A 21,688-nucleotide genomic window follows, 5' to 3' on the forward strand; every position below is an offset into this window, starting at 1 on the left:
TCCGCGGACCCTTACCTACCTGGTCATTCGGCGTGAGAAGCCCGCACGGAAGCGGGCCGAGCTTGGTCAACGCCGCGTCCGCGAATGTCCTCCTCGCCGCAAGTGAATCACTCATAGTGATCCTTTAGGCGATCCCGCGGCTGACATTCGCGCTTGCAGGGACTAGCGTTCGAGCATGGCACCCGTTCGGGTCCGTGGTTGCGCCGGACCGACCCCCGCAAGGGGACCGGACTGGCTAGCCGATGCCAGCCGCAGGCTAAACGGCCCACGTAAGGCGACTCTTTGTCGACCGATCACGGTGCGGCTTAGGGATAAGTCCTGCCTTCCCGGAGGTCCAGATGTCCTCCGCCAGAAGAGAAGGGCAGTAGTGGCGACAGCGCTGCGAACCCCTCAGCAGGCGGATGTGGGGACGAAGACCAGGTCGGCCGGACGGGTGCCCTCCTCGCAGTCGAGACGAAGGGGGGCCTTTGAGTGGACATCATCGTCAAGGGACGGCACACCAGTGTGAGTGACCGATTCCGCGATCACGTGACGACCAAACTGGCCAGGATCGAGCGACTGGACAACAAGCTCATACGCGTCGATGTGGAGGTGTCGAAGGAAGCGAACGTGCGGGCGACCGAGCACCGTGAGCGGGTGGAGCTCACCATCCATTCCAAGGGACCGGCGGTCCGGGCGGAAGCGTCCGCCGACGACCGGTTCGCGGCCCTCGACATCGCCCTCGGCAAGCTCGAAGGACGGCTCCGGCGCATAGCCGACCGCCGGAAGGTCCACCATGGCAACCATTGCCCCCCATCGGTAGCCGAACTGACCTCCGTCCTGGCCGACTCCTACGAGTCCTTGCCCGAACCGCTTTCGCCCGAGCCCGTCGTCCAGGCCGAGCCCGCACATGAGCGGCCGCGGCGCGAGGCCGAGTACTCCGAGCCCATCGTCCCGATCGAGATGGACGGCGACGGGCCCCTCGTCGTCCGGGAGAAGTTCCACGAGGCCGACGCCATGACCATCGATCAGGCACTGCTGGAGATGGAACTGGTCGGCCACGACTTCTACCTGTTCAGGGACAAAGAGTGCGGGTTGCCCAGCGTCGTGTACCGGCGCGTCGGGTACGCGTACGGCGTGTTGCGGCTCGTGGAACAGTAACCAACGCGTTCGATGATCCTCTCGACCACCCCCGCGCCCCCGGAAGCCGTGTAATGATGGCGGTTCCGAGGGCGCGGGAGCGTCGCGCGGTAGGGGTCGACCTACCCGCGCGACCGGCTCCCCACGAGGAGGAGGCGTGACGCAGACCGACGAAACGGCCGGCCGCTCCGGGAGTCAGGAGCCGATCCGTGTGCTGATCGTGGACGATCACGCGCTGATCCGGCGGAGTCTCGAGCTGGCATTGGCCGCGGAGCCGGACATCGAAGTGGTCGGCGAGGCGAGCGACGGTCAGGAGGCGGTCGAGATCGCCGATCGTCTCCTGCCGGACGTCGTGCTGATGGACGTCCGCATGCCGCGCCAGAGCGGCATCGAGGCGACCCGGGTGATCAAGGCATCGGTGCCGAGCGCGCGCATCGTGATGCTCACCGTGAGCGACGAGGAGGAGGACCTCTTCGAGGCGATCAAGGCGGGCGCCACCGGCTACCTGCTCAAGGACGTCCAGATCGACGAGGTGCCCGACGCCGTACGCGGCGTCCACGAGGGCCAGTCGCTCATCAACCCGGCGATGGCGGCCAAGCTGATCAGCGAGTTCGCCAACATGAGCCGCAAAGAGGCCGAGCGTCCTCCGCAGCTGCCGGTGCCGCGGCTGACCGAGCGAGAGATGGAGGTTCTGCGCCTGGTCGCCAAGGGCATGAACAACCGCGAGATCGCCAAGCAGCTGTTCATCTCCGAGAACACCGTCAAGAACCACGTGCGCAACATCCTGGAGAAGCTCCAGCTGCACTCGCGCATGGAAGCCGTCGTCTACGCCGTCCGGGAACGCCTTCTCGAGATCACCTGAGGCTCGAGACCACCTGAGACGGGCCGCCCGCACGACGAGCCCTGGCGCGCCGGCGCTCGGCGGCCTCTGAGCGCCTCCGCGCCCCGTGAGGGCTTCGCCGTGCTTGTCAGAGGCCGGTCGGAAGGCGGCGCAGCGCCGCCTCCAGAGGGGCGGCCAGCTGCGGGGCGCCGACGCGCTCGACGCGCACGTCGTCGCAGCCGACCCAGGCCGCGGCCTCCCACAGCGCCTCGCTCATCGCCTCGACGGCCGCGGCGGTGCGGGCCGCGGCGCCGCGCCCCGCCACCGGCTCGAAGCCGACCTGCCGCGCCACGAAGGTCGAGCCGTCGCGCGCGGGGTCCACACGCCCGATCAGCCGGCCGCCGGCCAGCACCGGCATCGTGAAGTAGCCGTGCACCCGCTTGTCCTTGGGCACGTAGGCCTCGAGCCGGTGGGTGAAGCCGAAGACCCGCTCGGTGCGGGCGCGGTCCCAGACCAGCGAGTCGAACGGGGACAGCGGGGTGGTGCGGTGGCGGCCGCGCGGCGCGGTGGCGAGGGCCGCCGGATCGGCCCAGGCGTTGGCCGCAGGTCGCGCCCCCGAGGCCGCCCCGTCGCCGCGGCGGGCGCCCCAGCCGTCGACGTGCACGGGAACAAGGCCGGCGGAGCCGTCGAGCAGCGCCTCGTCCAGCAGGGCCCCCTGCGCGCCCCTCACCCGGATGAAGTCGGCGAGGTCGGCGCGGGCGGCCACCCCCAGAGCGCGGCCGGCGTGCCCGGCGAGGCCACTCACACACTCGGCGTCGGTGAGCTCGTGACCGAGGAGGGCGGGCGGGACCACGCGCTCGGCCACGTCGTAGACGCGGCGCCAGCCCACCCTGCGGGTGCAGACCACCTCACCGATGTCGAGCAGGAACTCCACGGCGATCTTGACGTCCGACCAGTCCCACCAGGGGCCGCCGTTCTTGGCGCCGCCCAGGTCGGTGGTGGTCACCGGCCCCTCGTTCCTGACCTGTTCGAGCACCTTGTCGATGGTCGGGGGGACCTCGTGCCAGCGATAGCGCCGGTCGCGGTAGGCGCGGCGGCGGAAGGCGTACAGCGGCCAGTCGCCGATCGGGACGACGCAGGCGGCGTGGCACCAGTATTCGAAGGCGGTGGCGGGCTCGTGCCAGTAGGCCCGCTCGACCTTGGCCCGGCCGACGGGGCCGAGCCGCGCGTACGCCACCAGCTCGTGGGAGCGGGCCAGCACGGAGATGGTGTCGAGCTGCACGGCGGCCAGCCGCCGCAGCATGGCGGTGACCCCGCCCCGGCGGGAGTCGGCTCCGAGGAGGCCCTGGGCGCGCAGGATGACGCGGCGGGCCTCGTCTGCGGACAGCGTCAGCACGGAGGCGGGGAGACCGTTCGGCATGTGTCGATGGTAGGGCCGGGCACCGACGAAACCGCTATGAAGGTGTCGTCCCGGGACGGGCGCCGATCAGGCGCGCTCGCCGTGGTGACCGATCAGGCGTGCTCGCCGTGGTGCTCGAAGGGCGAGTGGTGCTCCTGCACCGCGATCTCGCGCGGGGCGTCCTCGATGACGTCGGAGAAGATGTCGAAGATGAGGGCGAGGATGCCGCCGATCACGATGACCACGCCGCCGCCGACCCAGAAGAGGAGCCAGTTGGGGCCCATCACGAGCGCCGCGCCGCCGATCGTGAAGCCAAGCAGGATCACGGTGACCGCGAGCCATGACGAGGCCCGCCCGGCGTGCGACTGGCCGCTGTGTACTTTCGCCGGTGCGCTCTCGGCCATCCCGACTCCTTGTTCTCGTTAGATTTCACTTGCCGCCGGAGGGCCGCCCAGAGGCGAAGATTCCCTGCCCGTACCATCGCACGATATACAACGTCACCGGCCGTGCCGCATGCCGCACCCTCGCAAGGCCACCGGTGGAAGGCGCGTCGGGAACTCTCCGGTCCCCGACAGCGTCATTGACGATGGCTGTGTCCGGTGGTGAAACCGCCTACCATGGCTGTGGGGAACCATGTCTCGTCCTCATGTCCGCAGCCGTCGGGCCGCGGTACAGACCTGCGAGGAGCTTTACTCAAAGTGCCAGCCATTCTCGACAAGATTCTTCGCGCCGGCGAGGGCAAGGTCCTGCGTAAGCTGAAGCGGATCTCCGAGCAGGTCAACTCCATCGAGTCCGACTTCACCAGCCTGAGCGATGCCGACCTGCGCGCGCTGACCGACGAGTTCAAGCAGCGCCACACCGACGGCGAGTCCCTCGAAGATCTGCTTCCCGAGGCGTTCGCCGCCGTGCGCGAGGCGGCCCGCAGGGTCCTCGGCCAGCGCCACTTCGACGTGCAGATCATGGGCGGGGCCGCGCTCCACCTCGGCAACATCGCCGAGATGCGCACCGGTGAGGGCAAGACCCTGACCTGCACGCTGCCCTCCTACCTCAACGCCATCTCCGGCAAGGGCGTCCACGTCGTCACGGTCAACGACTACCTGGCCAAGCGCGACGCCGACAACATGGGGCGCGTCCACCGCTTCCTGGGCCTCGAGGTCGGCGTCATCCTGGCCAACATGGCGCCCGACGAGCGCCGCCGTCAGTACAGCGCCGACATCACCTACGGCACGAACAACGAGTTCGGCTTCGACTACCTGCGCGACAACATGGCGTGGTCGCTGGAGGAGTGCGTCCAGCGCGGCCACAACTTCGCCATCGTCGACGAGGTCGACTCCATCCTCATCGACGAGGCCCGCACGCCGCTGATCATCTCCGGCCCCGGCGAGCAGTCGGGCAAGTGGTACGCCGAGTTCGCCAAGATCGTCCCCCGCCTGCGCCGCGGCGTCGAGGGCAAGGAAGGCGAAGAGAGCACCGGCGACTACATCGTCGACGAGAAGAAGCGCACGGTCGGCGTCCTCGAGGCCGGCGTCGAGCGGGTCGAAGACTGGCTCGGCATCGACAACCTCTACAAGCCCGAGCACACGCACCTCGTCGGCTTCCTCAACAACGCCATCAAGGCCAAAGAGCTGTACAAGAAGGACAAGGACTACATCGTCGTCGACGGCGAGGTCCTGATCGTGGACGAGTTCACCGGTCGCGTCCTGCACGGCCGCCGCTACAACGAGGGCATGCACCAGGCCATCGAGGCCAAAGAGGCCGTGAAGGTCAAGGACGAGAACCAGACCCTCGCCACCGTCACGCTGCAGAACTACTTCCGCCTCTACGGCAAGCTCGCCGGCATGACCGGCACGGCGGCCACCGAGGCCAACGAGTTCCACCAGACCTACAAACTCGGCGTCATCCCGATCCCGACCAACCGGCCGATGGTGCGCAAAGACCAGGCCGACGTGGTCTACAAGTCCGAGGACGCCAAGTTCAACGCCTGCGTCCAGGACATCAAGGAGCGCTTCGAGAAGGGGCAGCCGGTCCTGGTCGGCACCACCTCGGTCGAGAAGTCCGAGAAGCTCTCCAAGGCGCTCAAGCGGGCCGGCGTCGCCCACGAGGTCCTCAACGCCAAGAACCACGCGCGTGAGGCCACGATCATCGCCGAGGCGGGCCGCAAGCATGCCGTGACCGTCGCCACCAACATGGCCGGCCGCGGCACCGACATCATGCTCGGCGGCAATCCCGAGTTCCGCGCCGACATCGAGCTCCAGCAGCGCGGCCTGTCCCCGTCGGAGACGCCCGACGAGTACGAGAAGGCCTGGCCCGAGGCCCTCGAGAAGGCCAAGGAGGCCGTCAGCGCCGAGCACGACGAGGTCACCGAGCTGGGTGGCCTGTACGTCCTCGGCACCGAGCGCCACGAGTCCCGCCGCATCGACAACCAGCTGCGCGGCCGTTCCGGCCGTCAGGGCGACCCGGGCGAGTCCCGGTTCTACCTGTCGCTGGAAGACGACCTCATGCGGCTGTTCAACTCCGCCCGGGTCGAAATGATCATGACGCGGCTGAACATCCCCGAGGACGTGCCGATCGAGTCGGGCATCGTCTCCAAGGCCATCGCCTCCGCTCAGCACCAGGTCGAGCAGCAGAACTTCGAGATCCGCAAGGACGTTCTGAAGTACGACGAGGTCATGAACCGCCAGCGCAAGGTGATCTACGCCGAGCGCCACCGGGTGCTGGAGGGCGCCGACCTGCACGAGCAGGTGCGCCAGTTCATCACCGAGGTCGTCGACGGGTACGTCCAGGCCGCCACCGCCGAGGGCTTCGCCGAAGAGTGGGATCTGGACAAGCTCTGGAAGGCCTTCCAGCAGCTCTACCCGATCTCGGTCACGGCCGACGAGCTGATCGAGGAGGCCGGCGGCGAGCGCGAGGGCCTCACCGCCGAGCTCATCGGCGAGCGCGTCAAGGCCGACGCCCTGGCGGCCTACGACCGCCGCGAGGAAGAGCTCGGGGCCGAGACCATGCGCGAGGTCGAGCGAAGGGTCATCCTGTCGGTCCTCGACCGCAAGTGGCGCGAGCACCTGTACGAGATGGACTACCTCCGCGACGGCATCGCGCTGCGCGCCTACGCCCAGCGCGACCCGGTGATCGAATACCAGCGCGAGGGCTTCGACATGTTCGCGGCCATGCTCGAGGGCATCAAGGAGGAGTCGGTCGGCTTCCTGTTCAACCTCGAGATCGAGGTGCAGGACAACCCGATCGTCGAAGAGGTCCCGCAGGACGCCCCGCAGGACGCCGGCGTCACGGAGACCCAGGCGATCATCTCCAAGGCGCTGCGCCGCCCGCAGCGTCCCAGCGAGATGATCTACAGCGCTCCGGGCGAGAGCGGCGACGTCGAGCGCACCCGGGTGCGCACGACGGCCGAAGAGCGCGCCGCGTACGGCAGCGTCGAGCGCAACGCCCCCTGCCCCTGCGGCTCGGGCAAGAAGTACAAGCGCTGCCACGGCGACCCGAAGAACGCCACCGCCTGATCAGCACGTCCGCAGCAGGCCCCGTGACCCGCCGGTCACGGGGCCTGCCGCGTGGAGGGGGCCGTGCGGGCGGTCAGGCGGTCTCGAAGTCGGTGACGAGCCACTGGACGCCGCGCCGTTCGAGGCGGAGCGCCAGCACGTGGCTGCGCTCTCCGCAGCGCACCAGCAGGCACGCCTCGACGGCTCCGCCGTGCGGCTGCTTGACGTGGGGCAGCGCGACGAGCGGCGGCCGCCTGGTGCGGATCATCGTGCCGGCCCGCACGAGGTCGGCGTACGCCTTGTCGGTCAGCCGGTCGGCGACGGTGCCGGGCGGGCGCCGGCCCGCGAGGATCTCGGCCATCGCCTGCCCGATGGCGCGCAGCCTGCGCACATCGGGCGGCGGGGCCGCCACCCGGCGCGTCTCGTACCCCTGGAGGGCGGCGCCGGAGACCGGCTCGGCGGAGGCCGGTTCGGGCGAGGCGTGCCCGGCCGCGGCCGGTACGGGGGAGGCGTGCCCGGCCGCGGCCGCCGCCTCCCACGGGGGGTCGTAGGTGAGGGCGAGGGCCGCCTGCGCGGGAGGCGGCGGCGCGTACCCAGGGTCGCGTTCGTCGTCGTAGGGCGGGTCGGCCGGCGGGACGGGACGCAGCCGGGGCAGCGAGACGGGCCGGGCGGGGCCGGCGGGGCGAGAGGCGCGCGAACGGGTGCGAGGGCGGGAAGGCTCGGGGGAGCGGGGCATCGGGACTCCGGTGACGTCGGGGGAAGTGACGCAGTAAGGAGTTTTCGGCCGGCCGCGCTGATACCTCCTCGGCAGGTTGGGCTGCCAACTTGCCGCGCCCGGCGCTGCGGTTCGTACGACTTGTCCCGATGATCGCCGCGCCGCGGGAGCGCCCGTTCGCCGTGAAGCGCTATTCGGGCGGTTCGCCGCCCGCCGGGCCGCCGTCCGAAACCCGCCCGGAGGTGGCCGGGGCACGCGCGCCCGGCGCGCCGGTGACCTCCCCGGCGTCGACGTCCGGCTCGGGCTCCCGCCCGGGGGTCATGATGTTCAGCCGTCTGATCAGGAAGCTGAACACCGCGTAGTACACCGCCGCGTAGACCACGCCGAGCAGCATGATCTGCCAGAACCTGTCGGTGTTGGACTTGGTGGCGTTGAGCGCGGCGTCGATGGCCCCGGCCGAGAAGCTGAAGCCCAGATGCCCGTCCATCGCCGCGACCAGCGCCATCGACAGCCCGGTGAGCAGAGCGTGGATCACGAAGAGCAGCGGCGCGACGAAGATGAACGCGAACTCGATCGGCTCGGTGATCCCGGTGACGAACGCGACCAGCGCCGCCGAGATCATGATGCCGCCGACGGCGCGCCGGCGGTGCGGCGGCGCGGCGCGCCAGATGGCGATCGCGGCGGCGGGCAGGCCGAACATGATGACCGGGAAGAAGCCGGCCATGAACTCGCCCGACCCGGGGTTGCCCTGCAGGTAGCAGGTGAGATCGCCGGCGAACTCCTTGCCCGCCACGGTGCAGTCCGGCACCTGGAACCACACGATCGAGTTCAGGAAGTGGTGCAACCCGAGCGGGATGAGCAGCCGGTTGGCGACGCCGTAGATGCCGGCGCCGGCCGTGGAGTGGTCGACGAGCCACTGGCCGAACGCGGTCATGCCCTCGCCGACCGGCTGCCACACCAGCCCGAAGACCACGCCGAGGAGCAGCGCGGCGAAGGCCGTGACGATGGGCACGAATCGCCGTCCGCCGAAGAACGCCAGCCAGGTGGGCAGCTTGACGCGGTGGTACCGCTGGTAGAGCAGCGCCGCGGTGATCCCGATGACGATGCCGCCGAGCACGCCGGTCGGGTTGCCCGCCGCGAGGTCGATCACCTCGGCCGCGCGCCCGTCGGCCCGCACGACCGTCTGGGAGACCCGGTCGTGGACGGCGAACCCGGAGGCGTCGAAGAACAGCAGCCGCGACACCCGGTCGAAGACCAGATAGCCGACGAGCGCCGCGAGCGCCGTGGAGCCGTCCGAGCGGCGGGCGAACCCGACTGCCACGCCGATGGCGAACAGCAGGGGCAGGTTGTCGAACAGCACCCCTCCCGCGCCGCCCACCACCTCGGCGATCTTGTCGAGGGCGGCGTTGCCGGTGCGCCCGAGCAGGTCGTCCTGGCCGAGCCGCAGCATCAGGCCGGCCGCGGGGAGCGCGGCGATGGGCAGCATCAGGGACCGGCCGATGCGCGACAGGACCGCCATGAGGGCCGAGCGGCGCGAGGGCGGGGCGGGCGGTCCGCCGGCCGGGGACGGCGCGGCGGCGGCGTCCGGGGCGGAGGCGCCCGGGGCGGCGGCGCCGGAGGGCAGGGTGGAACCACCGGAGGGCGGGATGGAGCCGCCGGAGGGCAGGGCGGAACCGCTGGAGAGCAGGGCGGAGCCGCCGGGGGGCGGGACGGAGCCGCCGGAGGGAGGGGCGGAACCGCCGGAGGTTGAGATGGAGCCGCCGGTGGGTGAGACGGACATGCCGGGCGTGTCAGGGGCGGGCGGGGTGGCGTCGGCCGAAGGGGGGCTCATCGGCTTTCCTCCAGGAATGGGATGGGAGGCTCAGCCTCGCCGCGTCGGTATCTCCAGCACCGTGCGGAGCTGGTACCGGTCGGCACGGTAGGTCGAGACCCCGAACTCGACGCAGACGCCACCGGCGAAGGACCGGCGTTGGAGCAGCAGCACGGCGCCGCCTCGTGGCAGCTTGAGGAGGTCGGCGTCTCCGGGGTCGGCGACGCCTCCGTCGATGGTCAGTTCTCCCGCGTCCAGCACCACTCCGTGGCGCGTCTCCAGCAGCGCGTACAGCGACCGTCCCGACAGGTCGAACGACGCCAGGTCGGGCGCGAAGGACACCGGGATGTGCGCCCTCTCGATGCACAGCGGTTCCCCGTCCGCCGTGCGCAGCCGCTCGATGAAGTGCACGGCCGCGCCCGGCTGGATGCCGAGTTCGCGCGCCAGGTGGGCGCTGGCCCGGACCACCCGCCGGTCCAGGTCGCGCGACCCGGGCTCCATGCCCCGCGCGCGCATGTCGTCGCTGAACGAGGTGAGCCGCAGCGCCATCTCGATCTTCGGACGGGCCACGAAGGTGCCCTTGCCGGCGACGCGGTGCAGCCGCCCCTCGGAGACGAGATGGTCGACGGCCTGGCGTACAGTCATGCGTGACAGGCCGAAACGCTGGCAGAGCTCCCGTTCGGAGGGGATCGCCGCTCCGATGGTCAGCTCGTTGCCCTCGATGAGATCGAGGAGGATCTCGCGAAGCTGGAAGTACTTCGGCACAGGGCTGTCGGGGTCTATCTGGGCCACTGTTTTCCCTCCTCTCGATCTCCGTTGGGGTTTGAGTTAAGGTTTGTGCTGGTCTAGTCCGGACTAGACCACATGCCTGAAAAGAGTGTCAACGTACGGACCGGCGACGGATCGATAACGGCCCGATCTCGCCCTCCAGAGCCGAAGGACGGGCACCGATGACCACGATGATGCGCAGCGAGATAGCCGAGCAGCCGGCCGCGCTCAGAGCCACGCTCGACGCCCTGCTCCCGAGGGTCGGCGAGGTCGCGGCCCTGGCAGGGCAGACCCGGCAGCTCATCTTCATCGCCCGGGGCACCTCGGACAACGCCGCCGTCTACGGCCGTTACCTGATCGAGGCGCGCGCGGGGCGCATGTCCTCCCTCGCCGCGCCGTCCATCGCCACCACCTACAAGCGCAAGCTCGACCTCACCGGCGTGCTCGCGGTCGCGCTCTCCCAGTCGGGCAAGACCGAGGAGATCGTCGAGACCCTCGCCTGGGCCAGAGACTGCGGCGCGGGCACCGTCGCGATCACCAACGGCGGCGAGCACTCGCCGCTCGCCGAGACCGCCCACCTCGCGCTGTGCACCCAGGCGGGCGAAGAGAAGGCCGTCCCCGCCACCAAGACCTACACCACCCAGCTCGCCGCGCTGGCCGTGCTCGCCCTCGGCCTCGGAGCCGAGGTGGACGCCCGCGACCTCGACCGCGTCCCCGACGCCGTCGAGCAGTTGATCGCCGATCCCGGCGACGTCGACACCGTGGTCGAAGGGCTCGCCGAGGTGTCCGGCGTCGTGGTGTCGGGCCGCGGCATGGCGTTCTCCACCGCGCTGGAGACCGCGCTCAAGCTCAAGGAGGCCTGCTACCTGCACGCCATGGGCCTGTCGTACGCCGACCTGCTGCACGGCCCCATCGCGGTCGTGGACGAGCGGACGCCCGCGCTGCTGGTCGCCGCCGACGAGGGGCCCACGCTGCCCGGCACCGTCGCCCTCGCCCGGCGGGTCACCGGCGCCGGCGCGTCGGCGTACGGCGTCGGCGGCGGCGCCGAGCTGGCCGCGGCCTCCACGGCCTCGCTCAACGGCCCCGCGCTGCCCGAGTGGGTGGCCCCGATGGGCCTGATCGTCCCGGCGCAGATCCTGACCGAGGCCCTCGCCCGCCGCCGGGGCATCGACCCCGACTCTCCTCGCGGCCTGAACAAGGTGACGCAGACGGAATAGCGCCACTAGCTTTGCCTTCAGGTGCAACGAGGAGGACGGACATGGCGGCAGACGCCAACGCGATCATCGCCGGGCTCGGTGGCGTCGACAACATCATCGAGATAGAGCCGTGCATCACCCGCCTCCGCACCGAGGTGCGCGACGCCTCCAAGGTGGACCACGCCGCCCTGCGGGCGGCCGGCGCCCACGGCGTCATGGCGGCGGGCAACGTCGTCCAGGTCGTGGTGGGTCCCGACGCCGACACGATCGCCTCCGACATCGACGATCTCATCGAGTGAGCCTCGCGGCCGGCGGGAGTGCCATGACGACCGTTCTCGCCCCCGTGGCGGGGCATGTCGTGGGACTGGCCGCCGTGCCCGATCCGGTGTTCGCCGGCGGGCTGGTGGGGCCGGGCACGGCGATCGACCCGGCCAGGGAGGCCGCTGAGGCGCTCGCCCCGATCGGTGGGCGGGTGCTCAAGCTCCATCCGCACGCGTACGTGATCGCGGGCGAGGACGGGCGGGCGGTGCTCGTCCACCTGGGCATCGACACGGTGCTGCTCAAGGGCGAGGGGTTCCGGCTGCTCACCGGCGAGGGCGAGCGCGTGCGCGCGGGCGAGCCGGTCGTCGCCTGGGACCCGGCGGCGGTCGCGGCCGGCGGGATGTCCCCGGTCTGCCCGGTCGTCGCCCTGGACGCGCTTCCTGGCACGCTCACCGCGATCCTCGCCGCCGGCCCCGTGCGCGCGGGGGAGGAACTGTTCCGGTGGCGCTGAGCACCGGTCTGTGGCGGGATCAGGAGCCGCGCCAGGCGCGCGGGACGCGCGGCGGGGTGCTTGGCGGCGGCGGTCGCGAGCCCCCCGGGCGGCCGTGGGGAACGAAAGTAGGACCGGTTCGGGTGGGGCAGGAAGGCCCGCCTTGGCCGAGACTGGCAGGCGGAGACCGTCCATGGCCGGTGACCAGGTACGCTCGTGCCGCCTGCCACCGTCCGGAGGGCGGGTATGAACGTGCTGGGGCGGCGACATCCCTGCGTCACCTGTCCGTCGCCGAACCAGCCATGCCGGATCTGCCCGGTGTTAGCTGGCCGTTCCCGGAGATAGCACCTATCTCCGAATAACGTGCTAGCCGTACTGCTTGTCACCGGGTGGTCCGGACCGCCCCGGACGGATTGAAGGAGGAACCGTGGCCGAGCGCAAGGTCATCGTGGAGTCATCGGTGGGTCTGCACGCCCGCCCGGCGGCGACGTTCGTGCAGACCGCAGCCAAGGCCCCCATCGACATCACCGTGGGCAAGCCGGGCCGTCCGCCCGTCAGCGCCAAGAGCATCCTGTCCATCCTGGCGCTGGACGTCAGGAACGGCGAGGTCATCGTCATCCACGCCGACGGCGACGGCGCCGACCAGGTGCTCGACGAGCTGGCCGCGATCGTGTCGGTGCCCTGAGACCTGATGCGAGGCCCGAGGCCATGGAGAGGTTGACGGGGACCGGGGTCAGTCCCGGCGCGGGCTACGGACCGGCGTACCTCATGGGCGCCGCCGTTCCCGAGCCGCCGGCAGGGTCGCGGCACGGGGGCGACGTGGTGGCCGAGGTCGCACGCGTGGAGGCGGCCGTCGAGCGGGTGGCCGCCGAGCTGGAGGCCCGCGGCGAGGCCGCGGGCGGCGACGCGCAGGACGTCCTCGCCGCCCAGGCGATGATCGCGCGCGACCCCACGCTGTCCAGCGAGGTCGCCGACCTGGTCAACGCCGGCACCTCCGCCGAGCGGGCGGTGTACGAGGCGTTCATGCGGTACAACGACATCCTCGCGCAGATCGGCGGCTACCTCGGCGAACGCGTCGCCGACTTGGAGGACATCCGTGACCGGGTGATCGCCGAACTGGCCGGCCTGCCGGCGCGCGGCCTGCCCGAGAAGGGCGACAAACCGTACGTGCTGGTCGCCCGCGACCTCGCGCCCGCCGACACAGCGCTGCTGTCCAGGGACATCGTCGCGGCGTTCGTCACCGAGCAGGGCGGTCCCACGAGCCACACGGCGATCCTCGCCCGCGCCATGGGCGTGCCGGCCGTCGTCGCCTGCGCCGGTGCCACCTCGATCGTCAACGGCACCTCCGTCCTGGTCGACGGCGCCACCGGCACGGTCGGGCTGGTGCCCTCGCAGGAGGAGGTCGCGGCGACGATCGAGGCCGCGCGGTCGCGGGACACGGCGCTCACCTCGGCCACCGGCCCCGGCGTGACCGCCGACGGCCGCCCCGTGGCCCTGCTGGCCAACATCGGCGGGCCTCGCGACCTGGAGCTGGCCAAAGAGTACGGCGCCGAGGGAGTCGGGCTTTACCGCACGGAGTTCCTGTTCCTCGACCGCGACGTCGCGCCCTCGGAGGAGGAGCAGGAGGCGGCCTATCGCGAGGTCGTCTCCGCCTTCCCCGGGGGGCCTGTGGTGGTGCGCGTGCTGGACGCGGGTGCGGACAAGCCGCTGGGGTTCCTGCCGCCGACCGAGAACGAGCCCAACCCGGCTCTGGGCGCACGCGGCATCCGCATTATGCGGATATTTCCTGACGTCATGGCCGGGCAGCTGCGCGCGCTCGCCCGCGCCGCGGAAGGCTCGGAGGCCGACGTCCGGGCCATGGCCCCGATGGTGGCGACGCCCGAGGAGGCCGCCTGGTTCGTGGCGGCGTGCAGGGCCGCGGGCCTGCGCTCGGCAGGTGTCATGATCGAGGTCCCGGCCGCGGCGCTCCGCGCCGCCGACCTCGCCCCCGCCGTCGACTTCTTCTCCATCGGCACCAACGACCTCGCCCAGTACACCTTCGCGGCCGACCGCGAGGTCGGCGCGCTGGCCGCCTTCCAGGACCCCTGGCAGCCCGTCCTGCTCGACCTGGTGGCGATGACCGCCTCGGCGGGGGTCCCCTGCGGGGTCTGCGGCGAGGCGTGCGCAGATCCGGCGCTCGCGTGCGTGCTGGTCGGCCTCGGAATGAGCTCGCTGTCGATGGGCGCCCCCGCCCTTCCCTGGGTGCGCGCCGCGCTCGCCCGCCACACCTTCGCCCAGTGCCGCGCCGCCGCCGTCGCCGCCCGTGCTCAGAGCACCCCCGAGGCAGCGCGGGCCGCCGCCCGCACCCACCTCCCCGGCCTCTCCGCGCTGGGCCTCTGACCGCGTCTCCGCCGGTCCCCGTCGCCGAGCCCACCCGTACGCCCGGTGCTGATCGTGGTGCCGGCCGAGACCGGTCGCGGTGCCGGTGGAGGCCGGTCGCGGTGCCGGTGGAGGCCGGTGTCGCGGTGCCGGTGGAGGCGGGTGAGGCCGGTCACTCGATGTGCGCGTGTGCGCGTCGCATAGCCGTGCTCCTCGGATCGCCGTGACAGGAGTTATCCACAGAGCGGCGAACGTGCGCCCGGTGGCGCGGATACGGTTGGGGCATGGCCAGACCTTCCCCCGCATCGGTGCTTCTGCTGGTCGCGACGCTGACGGCCGGGTGCGCCGCCACATCGCCCACGACCGTCGAGGCGCCATCGCGCACGGGCGCGGCCCCGCCCGGCGTCACCGAGACCACCGGCGCCGGCCCGGCCTCGGCCTCCGCCGGGGCCGCATCCTCGCAGGCGTCCACCGGCGTGTCCTCCGATTCCGCGGTCGCCTCGCGGCTCGCCGCGATGAGCCTCGCCGACAAGGTCGGCCAGCTGTTCATGCCCGTCGTGTACGGCCCGCGCGCCGACGGCGCGCACGGCGAGAACCAGGCCAGGTTCGGCGTGGGCAGCCCCGCCGCGGTGGTCGGGAAATACCATCCGGGCGGCGTCATCCTGTTCCCGTGGGCGGGCAACGTCGGCGACGCCCGCCAGCTGGTCGCCTTCACCCGCGGTCTGCAGAAGGCCTCGAAGGTCCCGCTGCTCATCGGCGCCGACCAGGAGAACGGCGTGGTCTCGCGGCTCGGGTCCATCGTGACCGACGTGCCGGGCAGCATGGCGATCGGCGCCACGCGCGACCCTGCCACCGCCCGCGCGGCCGCCCGGGTGACCGGCGAAGAGCTCCGTGCCCTCGGCATCAACCTCGACTTCGCGCCGGTGGCCGATGTCAACGTCAACCCCGCGAATCCAGTGATCGGCGTTCGGTCCTACGGCTCTGATCCGAAGCGGGTCTCGGCCATGGTGGGGGCGGCCGTCGACGGCTTCCACGACGCCGGGGTGGGCAGCGCGGCCAAACACTTCCCGGGGCACGGCGACACCAAGGTCGACAGTCACAGCGGCCTGCCGGTCATCGGCCACACGCGTTCCCAATGGGAGAGGCTGGACGCTCCCCCCTTCAAAGAGGCCGTCCGCCGAGGCGTCGACATCGTGATGACCGCTCATGTCGTGATGCCCAAGCTCGACCCGACCGGCGATCCCGCGACCCTGTCCAAGCCCATCCTGACCGGGCTGCTGCGCGACAAGCTGGGCTTCGACGGCGTCGTGAGCACCGACGCCCTCGACATGCAGGGCGTCCGCGAGAGGTACGGCGACGCCGAGGTGGCCGTGCGCGCCGTCCTCGCGGGGGTCGACCTCCTGCTCATGCCACCGAATTTCCGCAAGGCCCACGACGCGGTGCTGAACGCCGTGAAGTCCGGACGCATCTCCCGCCGGCGGCTCGATGAGTCCGTCACACGGCTGCTCACGCTGAAGGCCGACCGCGGCATTCTCGACGCGCCGCCGGCCGACGCCGGTCAGGCGGCGAAGGCCGTGCGCTCGGGTGAGCACCGCACGATCGCCCAGGGCATCGCCGACCGCTCCGTCACCCCGGTCAAGGGCGCGAAGATTCTCCCGCTGAAGGGCCGCGTGCTGGTCACCGGGCCGGCGGGCCGGCGCCTCGCGGGCAGACTCGAGGGCGCGTCGGCCGCCGGCACGGGGGAGACGCCGACGGCGGCCCAGATCGCGAGCGCCCGGTCGGCCGCCGCCAAGGCCGACACGATCGTGGTCACCACCAAGGACGCCGGGCCCGCGCAGGCGCGCCTGGTCTCCGCGATGGACGCCACCGGCAAGAAGGTCGTCATCGTGTCGATGGGCGCTCCGTACGAGCTTGCGCGGTTGCGGGGATACGACGCGGCGCTCGCCGTCTACGCGGACGGCGACGCCTCCCTCCGCGCGGCCGCCAAGGCCCTGACCGGCGCCCTCACCCCCAAAGGCACCCTCCCCGTCCGCTTACCTGCTCGCTGACCCGGTCCCCTGACAGGGGCTGGGCTATGGGCGGGCGCAGCGCTCGGCTTACCCTGAAAGGCCCCGGCGGGACATGAGGAGCGAACATGGTGAAAGGTGTGCTGATCGACTGGGGCGGGGTGCTCACCACCAGCCTGCACGAGGCGATCGCCGAGTGGCTCGACGCCGACGGCATCGACGGCGAGCACTACCGCGAGCTCATGAGCGAGCTCGTCAGGCGTGCCTACGAGCAGGGCGCCGTCACCGGTGAGAATCCGATCCACGCGCTCGAACGAGGCGAGATCGACGTCGCGACGTTCGAGCGCGATCTGGCCGCCCGGCTGATCACTCTTCACGGCGTGCCGCTGGTCGCCGAGGGGCTGATCGACCGCATGTTCGCCGGTTTCCGGCCGGTGCAGCCGATGTACGAGATGCTGCGGGTCGCCCGCGCGGCGGGCCTGGCCACCTGCCTGGTCTCCAACTCCTGGGGGCACACCTACAGCAGGGACGGCTGGGAGCACTACTTCGACCAGATCGTCATCTCCGGCGAGGTCGGCATGCGCAAGCCCGAGCCGCGCATCTTCCACCACGCTCTCGGCCTGGTCGGCCTGCGGCCGCACGAATGCGTCTTCATCGACGACATCGAGGCCAACATCGTGGCCGCCCGCGCCCTGGGCATCGTCGGCCTGCACCACCGCGACACCGACACCACCATCACCGCCCTGGAAGCCCTCTGCGACCTCCCCCTCCGATGACGGCGAACAGGCCGCGCGCGAGCGCCCGCTCGCACCGGCCCACCCCGAAGGGGGGAAGGCGAGGCTGACGCGCTCGCGGGTCTCGGCGGCCGGCGTGGTGGCCGGCGCTGGCACCGCCGCGCTCACCGGCCACGTGACCTCGGCCTTCGACAAGACGCTTCCACGGTGACCGGGGCGGAGTCCGAGCTCTGCCGTCTCCGCACCGGATCCCCTCCGGCTGTTGAGCACGGAGCCCTGACGACAGGCGGCTCCGGCTTCACGGGCCGGGTGCGGCGGGGGAGTTCGCGATGGGAACGCCGGTGATGGTGTACGGTCCGTGAGGCGGTGGCCGGCGCACTCGTTCAGCTGATCGGCGCCGCTTTGACGCCGATGTCCGGCAATATCGTGATTGAGGAACAAACGCATGCGCGTGTACCTGCCGTGCACCCTTCCCTCGCTGGCCCGGGTGGTGAGTGCGGGCGAGGTCGGCCCGGCTCCCCTGACCGGATACGCGGTGACGCCCGCGCTGGTCGAGTGGTACGCCTCGGGTGACACCGAGGAACTCGAATATGTGGCCCTGACGGACGCGGCGAAGGCGTCCCTGCGGATGCTCGCGGCCGACCGCGCCGACGGGGTCGACGTCGCCGCCCGGCGGGTGGTCGTCGCCGCCGAGGTGCCCGATGACCTCGTCATCGCCGGTCTCGACATCGACGAGCGTTCCCGGGTGCGCATCCCGGCCGAGGTCCGGATGAAGCAGATCGCCTCGGTGCACGTGGACGACCCGCAGGCCGTCCCCGACATCGAGGCCGCCGTCGCCGCCGTGTTCTCGGCCGACGCGGGGGACGACGACGCGCGGTTCGTGGTCGACGGAGCCGAGGCCCACGAACTGCTGTGGTACGCCACCCAGGAGATCCCCGACGTCCTCGCGTGAAGCGCCGCACCGGCAGGCCCGCCGGCTGCGAGAGCATGCCCGGGGACGCGGGGCCGTCGGCGGCCTGAGGGCGTGGTCACGGACCGACCCCGGTGACCGTGCTCGCCCTCGTGGCGTGCTGCGCGGGCGTTGCCCCGGTGATCGTGCTCGTCCTTATGGCGTGCGGTACGGGCGTTGACCCGGTGACCGTGCTCGCCCTTATGGCGTGCGGCGCGGGGTTAATCCGGTGACGACGGCACGGAGCCGCATTAGGCTTGACGGCACCATGAAGCACATCATCTGGGACTGGAACGGAACTCTGTTCCACGACATAGACGCCGTCGTCGGGGCGACGAACGCCGTGTTCAAGCCCTACGGCCTGCCCGATATGGACGCCGAGGGGTTCCGCGCCGCCTACACCAGGCCGATCTGGGTGGCCTATGAGCGCATCCTCGGCCGGCCGCTGCACGAGGGAGAGTGGGAGCGGCTCGACCAGGCCTTCCACGACAACTATCACGACCTGATGGAGGCCTGCGCCCTGGCCGCGGACGCGCTCGACTGCCTGCACGAGTGGGCGGAGTCAGGGCGCACGCAGTCGCTGCTGTCCATGTGGGCTCACGACCGGCTGGTGCGCAAGGCCGCCGACCTGGGCATCGACCGCTACTTCGCCCGCATCGACGGCCTCTCCAACGGCGCGCCCGGCGGGAGCAAGGCCGAGCACATGGTGGCGCACATCGAGTCGCTGGACGTGAAGCCGTCCCACATCCTGGTGATCGGCGACAGCCTCGACGACGCGCACGCGGCGCAGCACGTCGGCGCCTCGGCGGTGCTGTACACCGGCGGCATGACCCGCCGGACCGACCTCGCGGCCTCCGGCTTCCCGGTCGTCGACACTCTTTCCGAGGCCTTCACCTTCGCCTCGTGACGCTCGCCCGGGCGTGACCCGGGGGTCCGCCGTCTCGGCCGCCGTCCTCTGGCCGGGCGCCTCGAAGCGCCCGGCCAGGGGGCGAAGCGGACATACGGCCAGTGAGGTGACGAGTTGGGCATCGTTCGGCGCTGGGAGGGCGCGATCGTCGTACCCTGAGCGCACTGGTATCGCGCGTTCGGAGGCCCCCCATTAACCGTCTCGTGCTATGGAACATCGACCTCACCCTGGTCGATGTGACGATCGTCACCCGCGACGCGTACGCCGATGCTTTCAAGCAGGTCACCGGGCGTCCACTGGTGAAGCTGGCGCCCGCGATGGGCCGTCCCGACTCTGAGATCATCTTCGAGACGCTGGCCATCAACGGCATCGTGACCGGCGACGAGCATCTGCCGCGGTTCATCGATGCCCTGGCGCACGCCTTCGCCGCCCGCCGCAGGAGCCTCGTCAAGGACGGGCGCGTCATGCCCGGGGCCAAGGACGCGCTCAAGGCGGTGGCCCGGCTCGGCGGCGTGGTCCAGTCCGTCCTGACCGGCACGATCAAGAGCAATGCCGCGCTCAAGCTGAACGCCTTCGGCCTGGACAAGTACGTCGACTTCGAGGTCGGAGGCTACGGCGAGGAGGTCTATCCCAAGGCGAGCCTTCTGCAGGTGTCCCAGGGCAGGGTCAAGCAGATGTACGGCTTCCGCTGCGACGGGTCCAACACCGTGCTGATCGGCGACTCGGCCAGAGACGTCCAGACGGCGCGCATCGCGGGAGCGTCGATGATCGCCGTCGCCTCCGGCCGCTCCACCCCGACCGAGCTGCACGAGGCCGGCGCGGACATCGTCCTCCCCGACCTGACCAACGCCTCCGAGGTCGTCAGCGCCGTCGCCAAGCTCACCACCCCGATGGACCGCAAGGCGGGGTGAGGCGTTCCCGGGCGCGAGGGCGAGGGTGGGCCCCCGTCGCAAGGGCGGGGAAGCCAGGACATGGAGCCTTGCCCGATGGAGCGCGAGGGCCGGTCAGCTCTCGGCGGCGAAGGTCAGGCCGTGGTCGGCGAGCGCCTGGCGAAGGCGGGCGACGGCCTTCGGGCCCATGCCGTGGAGCCGGGCGAGGTCGGCTTCGCTGACCTCGGCGAGCTGATCCAGGCGGGTGTACCCGGCGGCCGCGAGCGCTCGCTGCGCCGGCTTGCCCAGCCCCGCGGGCAGTTCCAGCTCCCCAGAGCCGTTCCGCTCGGATGCCATCGGTTCTCCTCCTCCGTGGTGCTCATGACAGGCGCATGAACGACGACGCGTACACCGTAGCCCCGCCGGGTCCGCAGGGTGGGCCGCTCGCTCGTCCATCCGGGAGCCGACTGGACGGACCCCGCGTCGCGGCAAGGCGGAGCGACTCCGTGCGTGTCTTCGCGGGCACCGCGTCCGGCGTCGAACGGAGGGGAGGTCGGTACGGGGTAGGAGGTGGGGATGATCGGCGCGGCCTACCTTTGTTGCTTATGAGTCACCATCGGCGGCCGGGAGGGGCGATCTTCGTCCGGGCCGCCGATCGGCCCGCTGCCTGCGGGCCGTGCCCCTCTCAAACCCTAAGGACTTCGATGCCTTACTCGACGGCCTCCGTCGCGACCGAGCGGCCTGGGCGGTACATCAAGCAACTGGTCTCGCACATGAGTCACAAAGCGACCACCGAGATCTCCGGTGACGGCAGGGCCGTCATCACGTTGAAACGCGGGCGGTGCGTGCTGACGCCGACCGGGCCGGCGATCGAGATGATCGCCACGGCGGCGGACGCCGAGTCGCTGAAGCACGTGGAGGAGGTGGTGACCAAGCACCTGCTGCGCTTCGCCACCCAGGAGGAACTGGCCGTCGACTGGTCGGCGCCGGTGGGCGCCGAGGAGATGCGCATCGTCGACCCGCTCATCGACGACTACCTGATCACGCAGTGCACCCCGGCCGACGAGGTGCTGCAGGAACTGGCCGTGAAGACGCGCGAGACGACCGGCGGCGCCTGGACCATGCAGATCTCGCAGGACGAGGGCGCGTTCCTCACCATGCTGGTGCGCATGGCCGGTGCTCGGCAGGCAGTCGAGGTCGGCGTGTTCACCGGGTACTCCTCCATCTGCATCGCCCGGGGGCTGGCCGACGGGGGGCGCCTTCTCGCCTGCGACGTCAGCGACGAGTGGACTTCGGTCGCCCGTTCGTACTGGGACCGCGCGGGCGTCGCCGACCGCATCGACCTGAAGATCGCGCCGGCGGTCGAGACGCTGCGCGCGCTGCCCGACGAGCCGTCCATCGACTTCGCGTTCATCGACGCCGACAAGGTGAACTACCCGGCCTACTACGAGGAGATCGTGCGGCGGCTGCGGCCCGGAGGACTGGTCGTCCTGGACAACGTGTTCCTCGGCGGGCGCGTCGTCGACCCGGCGTTCGAGGAGGAGCACCACCTGGCGATGCGGGCCCTGAACGACGCCATCGTCGCCGACGAGCGGGTCGAGTCGGTGATGCTGCCCGTGCGGGACGGCGTCACGGTCGCCCGCAGGCGCTGACCCCGGCGGCGACGGTGGGCGGCGCCCCTGGGCCTGGGCGCCGCCCACATGGTCACGCGGCATCTCGTCCGCCGAAGTGTGGTCGCCCGCCGGACCTGCGGGGAGGCGCTGTGTGGGCGGGCGGGATGGTGCCGGGTCGGAGGTGGG

At 71.3% G+C, this 21,688-nt stretch carries 20 protein-coding genes; 14 read left to right on the plus strand and 6 right to left on the minus strand.

Translation table 11 applies throughout. From position 1 onward, the window contains the following. Positions 1–471 precede the first annotated feature (471 nt). Positions 472–1,140: a ribosome hibernation-promoting factor, HPF/YfiA family gene (hpf, locus tag ACFO60_RS12640; RefSeq protein ID WP_380840255.1), complete on the plus strand. Its 669-nt coding sequence runs from the start codon at positions 472–474 to the stop codon at positions 1,138–1,140. Between the two features lie 136 nt (positions 1,141–1,276). Next, complete coding sequence (locus ACFO60_RS12645; RefSeq protein ID WP_380840256.1) at positions 1,277–1,981, plus strand: response regulator; 705 nt, start codon at positions 1,277–1,279, stop codon at positions 1,979–1,981. Positions 1,982–2,087: 106 nt separating this feature from the next. Here ACFO60_RS12645 and ACFO60_RS12650 read toward each other — a convergent pair whose 3' ends face one another. Further along, on the minus strand, positions 2,088–3,359 hold the full coding sequence (locus tag ACFO60_RS12650) for a winged helix-turn-helix domain-containing protein (protein WP_380840258.1): 1,272 nt from the start codon (positions 3,357–3,359) through the stop codon (positions 2,088–2,090). Positions 3,360–3,451: 92 nt separating this feature from the next. Next, on the minus strand, positions 3,452–3,742 hold the full coding sequence (locus ACFO60_RS12655; protein WP_380840259.1) for an HGxxPAAW family protein: 291 nt from the start codon (positions 3,740–3,742) through the stop codon (positions 3,452–3,454). A gap of 294 nt (positions 3,743–4,036) precedes the next feature. On the opposite strand from ACFO60_RS12655, the gene secA reads away from it, so the two are divergent. Beyond that, positions 4,037–6,847, plus strand: a complete 2,811-nt coding sequence (secA, locus tag ACFO60_RS12660) for a preprotein translocase subunit SecA (RefSeq protein WP_417765080.1) — start codon at positions 4,037–4,039, stop codon at positions 6,845–6,847. 73 nt (positions 6,848–6,920) lie between these two features. Here secA and ACFO60_RS12670 read toward each other — a convergent pair whose 3' ends face one another. From ACFO60_RS12670 to ACFO60_RS12680, 3 genes are all read right to left on the minus strand, one after another. Next, positions 6,921–7,562 carry an Rv3235 family protein gene (locus ACFO60_RS12670; RefSeq protein WP_380840261.1) on the minus strand — a complete coding sequence of 214 codons (642 nt, stop codon included), beginning with the start codon at positions 7,560–7,562 and terminating at the stop codon, positions 6,921–6,923. Positions 7,563–7,731: 169 nt separating this feature from the next. Continuing rightward, positions 7,732–9,060 carry a PTS transporter subunit EIIC gene (locus ACFO60_RS12675; protein ID WP_380840312.1) on the minus strand — a complete coding sequence of 443 codons (1,329 nt, stop codon included), beginning with the start codon at positions 9,058–9,060 and terminating at the stop codon, positions 7,732–7,734. A 342-nt stretch (positions 9,061–9,402) separates the two neighbouring features. Then, complete coding sequence (locus ACFO60_RS12680; RefSeq protein WP_380840262.1) at positions 9,403–10,143, minus strand: GntR family transcriptional regulator; 741 nt, start codon at positions 10,141–10,143, stop codon at positions 9,403–9,405. 158 nt (positions 10,144–10,301) lie between these two features. Here ACFO60_RS12680 and ACFO60_RS12685 point away from each other — a divergent pair, with 158 nt between their 5' ends. From ACFO60_RS12685 to ACFO60_RS12730, 10 genes are all read left to right on the plus strand, one after another. Further along, on the plus strand, positions 10,302–11,336 hold the full coding sequence (locus tag ACFO60_RS12685) for an SIS domain-containing protein (protein ID WP_380840264.1): 1,035 nt from the start codon (positions 10,302–10,304) through the stop codon (positions 11,334–11,336). Positions 11,337–11,377: 41 nt separating this feature from the next. Then, positions 11,378–11,614 (plus strand): PTS sugar transporter subunit IIB, encoded by a 237-nt coding sequence (locus tag ACFO60_RS12690; protein ID WP_380840265.1) that lies wholly within the window; start codon positions 11,378–11,380, stop codon positions 11,612–11,614. 23 nt (positions 11,615–11,637) lie between these two features. Next, positions 11,638–12,087, plus strand: coding sequence for a PTS sugar transporter subunit IIA (locus tag ACFO60_RS12695; RefSeq protein WP_380840266.1), 450 nt, complete (start codon positions 11,638–11,640; stop codon positions 12,085–12,087). Between the two features lie 406 nt (positions 12,088–12,493). Beyond that, entirely contained in the window at positions 12,494–12,751 is a 258-nt protein-coding gene (locus ACFO60_RS12700) for an HPr family phosphocarrier protein (protein ID WP_380840267.1), read from the plus strand. A 23-nt stretch (positions 12,752–12,774) separates the two neighbouring features. Beyond that, positions 12,775–14,445, plus strand: a complete 1,671-nt coding sequence (gene ptsP, locus ACFO60_RS12705) for a phosphoenolpyruvate--protein phosphotransferase (RefSeq protein WP_380840268.1) — start codon at positions 12,775–12,777, stop codon at positions 14,443–14,445. Positions 14,446–14,708: 263 nt separating this feature from the next. Next, complete coding sequence (locus ACFO60_RS12710; RefSeq protein ID WP_380840269.1) at positions 14,709–16,472, plus strand: glycoside hydrolase family 3 protein; 1,764 nt, start codon at positions 14,709–14,711, stop codon at positions 16,470–16,472. A gap of 86 nt (positions 16,473–16,558) precedes the next feature. Then, positions 16,559–17,206: an HAD family hydrolase gene (locus ACFO60_RS12715; RefSeq protein WP_380840270.1), complete on the plus strand. Its 648-nt coding sequence runs from the start codon at positions 16,559–16,561 to the stop codon at positions 17,204–17,206. A 403-nt stretch (positions 17,207–17,609) separates the two neighbouring features. Further along, positions 17,610–18,116 (plus strand): DUF6912 family protein, encoded by a 507-nt coding sequence (locus ACFO60_RS12720; RefSeq protein WP_380840271.1) that lies wholly within the window; start codon positions 17,610–17,612, stop codon positions 18,114–18,116. A gap of 265 nt (positions 18,117–18,381) precedes the next feature. Further along, positions 18,382–19,020 carry an HAD family hydrolase gene (locus ACFO60_RS12725; RefSeq protein WP_380840272.1) on the plus strand — a complete coding sequence of 213 codons (639 nt, stop codon included), beginning with the start codon at positions 18,382–18,384 and terminating at the stop codon, positions 19,018–19,020. 203 nt (positions 19,021–19,223) lie between these two features. Further along, positions 19,224–19,931, plus strand: coding sequence for an HAD family hydrolase (locus ACFO60_RS12730; protein ID WP_380840273.1), 708 nt, complete (start codon positions 19,224–19,226; stop codon positions 19,929–19,931). Positions 19,932–20,024: 93 nt separating this feature from the next. Here the strand turns inward: ACFO60_RS12730 and ACFO60_RS12735 are convergent, their stop codons facing one another. Continuing rightward, the gene (locus ACFO60_RS12735) at positions 20,025–20,246 is read right to left on the minus strand and encodes a helix-hairpin-helix domain-containing protein (RefSeq protein ID WP_380840274.1); all 222 of its coding nucleotides are present in this window, start codon (positions 20,244–20,246) and stop codon (positions 20,025–20,027) included. Positions 20,247–20,593: 347 nt separating this feature from the next. Between ACFO60_RS12735 and ACFO60_RS12740 the strand changes: the two genes are divergently transcribed. Continuing rightward, positions 20,594–21,541 (plus strand): DUF2218 domain-containing protein, encoded by a 948-nt coding sequence (locus tag ACFO60_RS12740; RefSeq protein ID WP_380840275.1) that lies wholly within the window; start codon positions 20,594–20,596, stop codon positions 21,539–21,541. Positions 21,542–21,688: the final 147 nt, after the last annotated feature.

Origin of the sequence: Sphaerisporangium dianthi, from assembly GCF_042654065.1 — a bacterium.
GTDB lineage: Bacteria > Actinomycetota > Actinomycetes > Streptosporangiales > Streptosporangiaceae > Sphaerisporangium > Sphaerisporangium dianthi.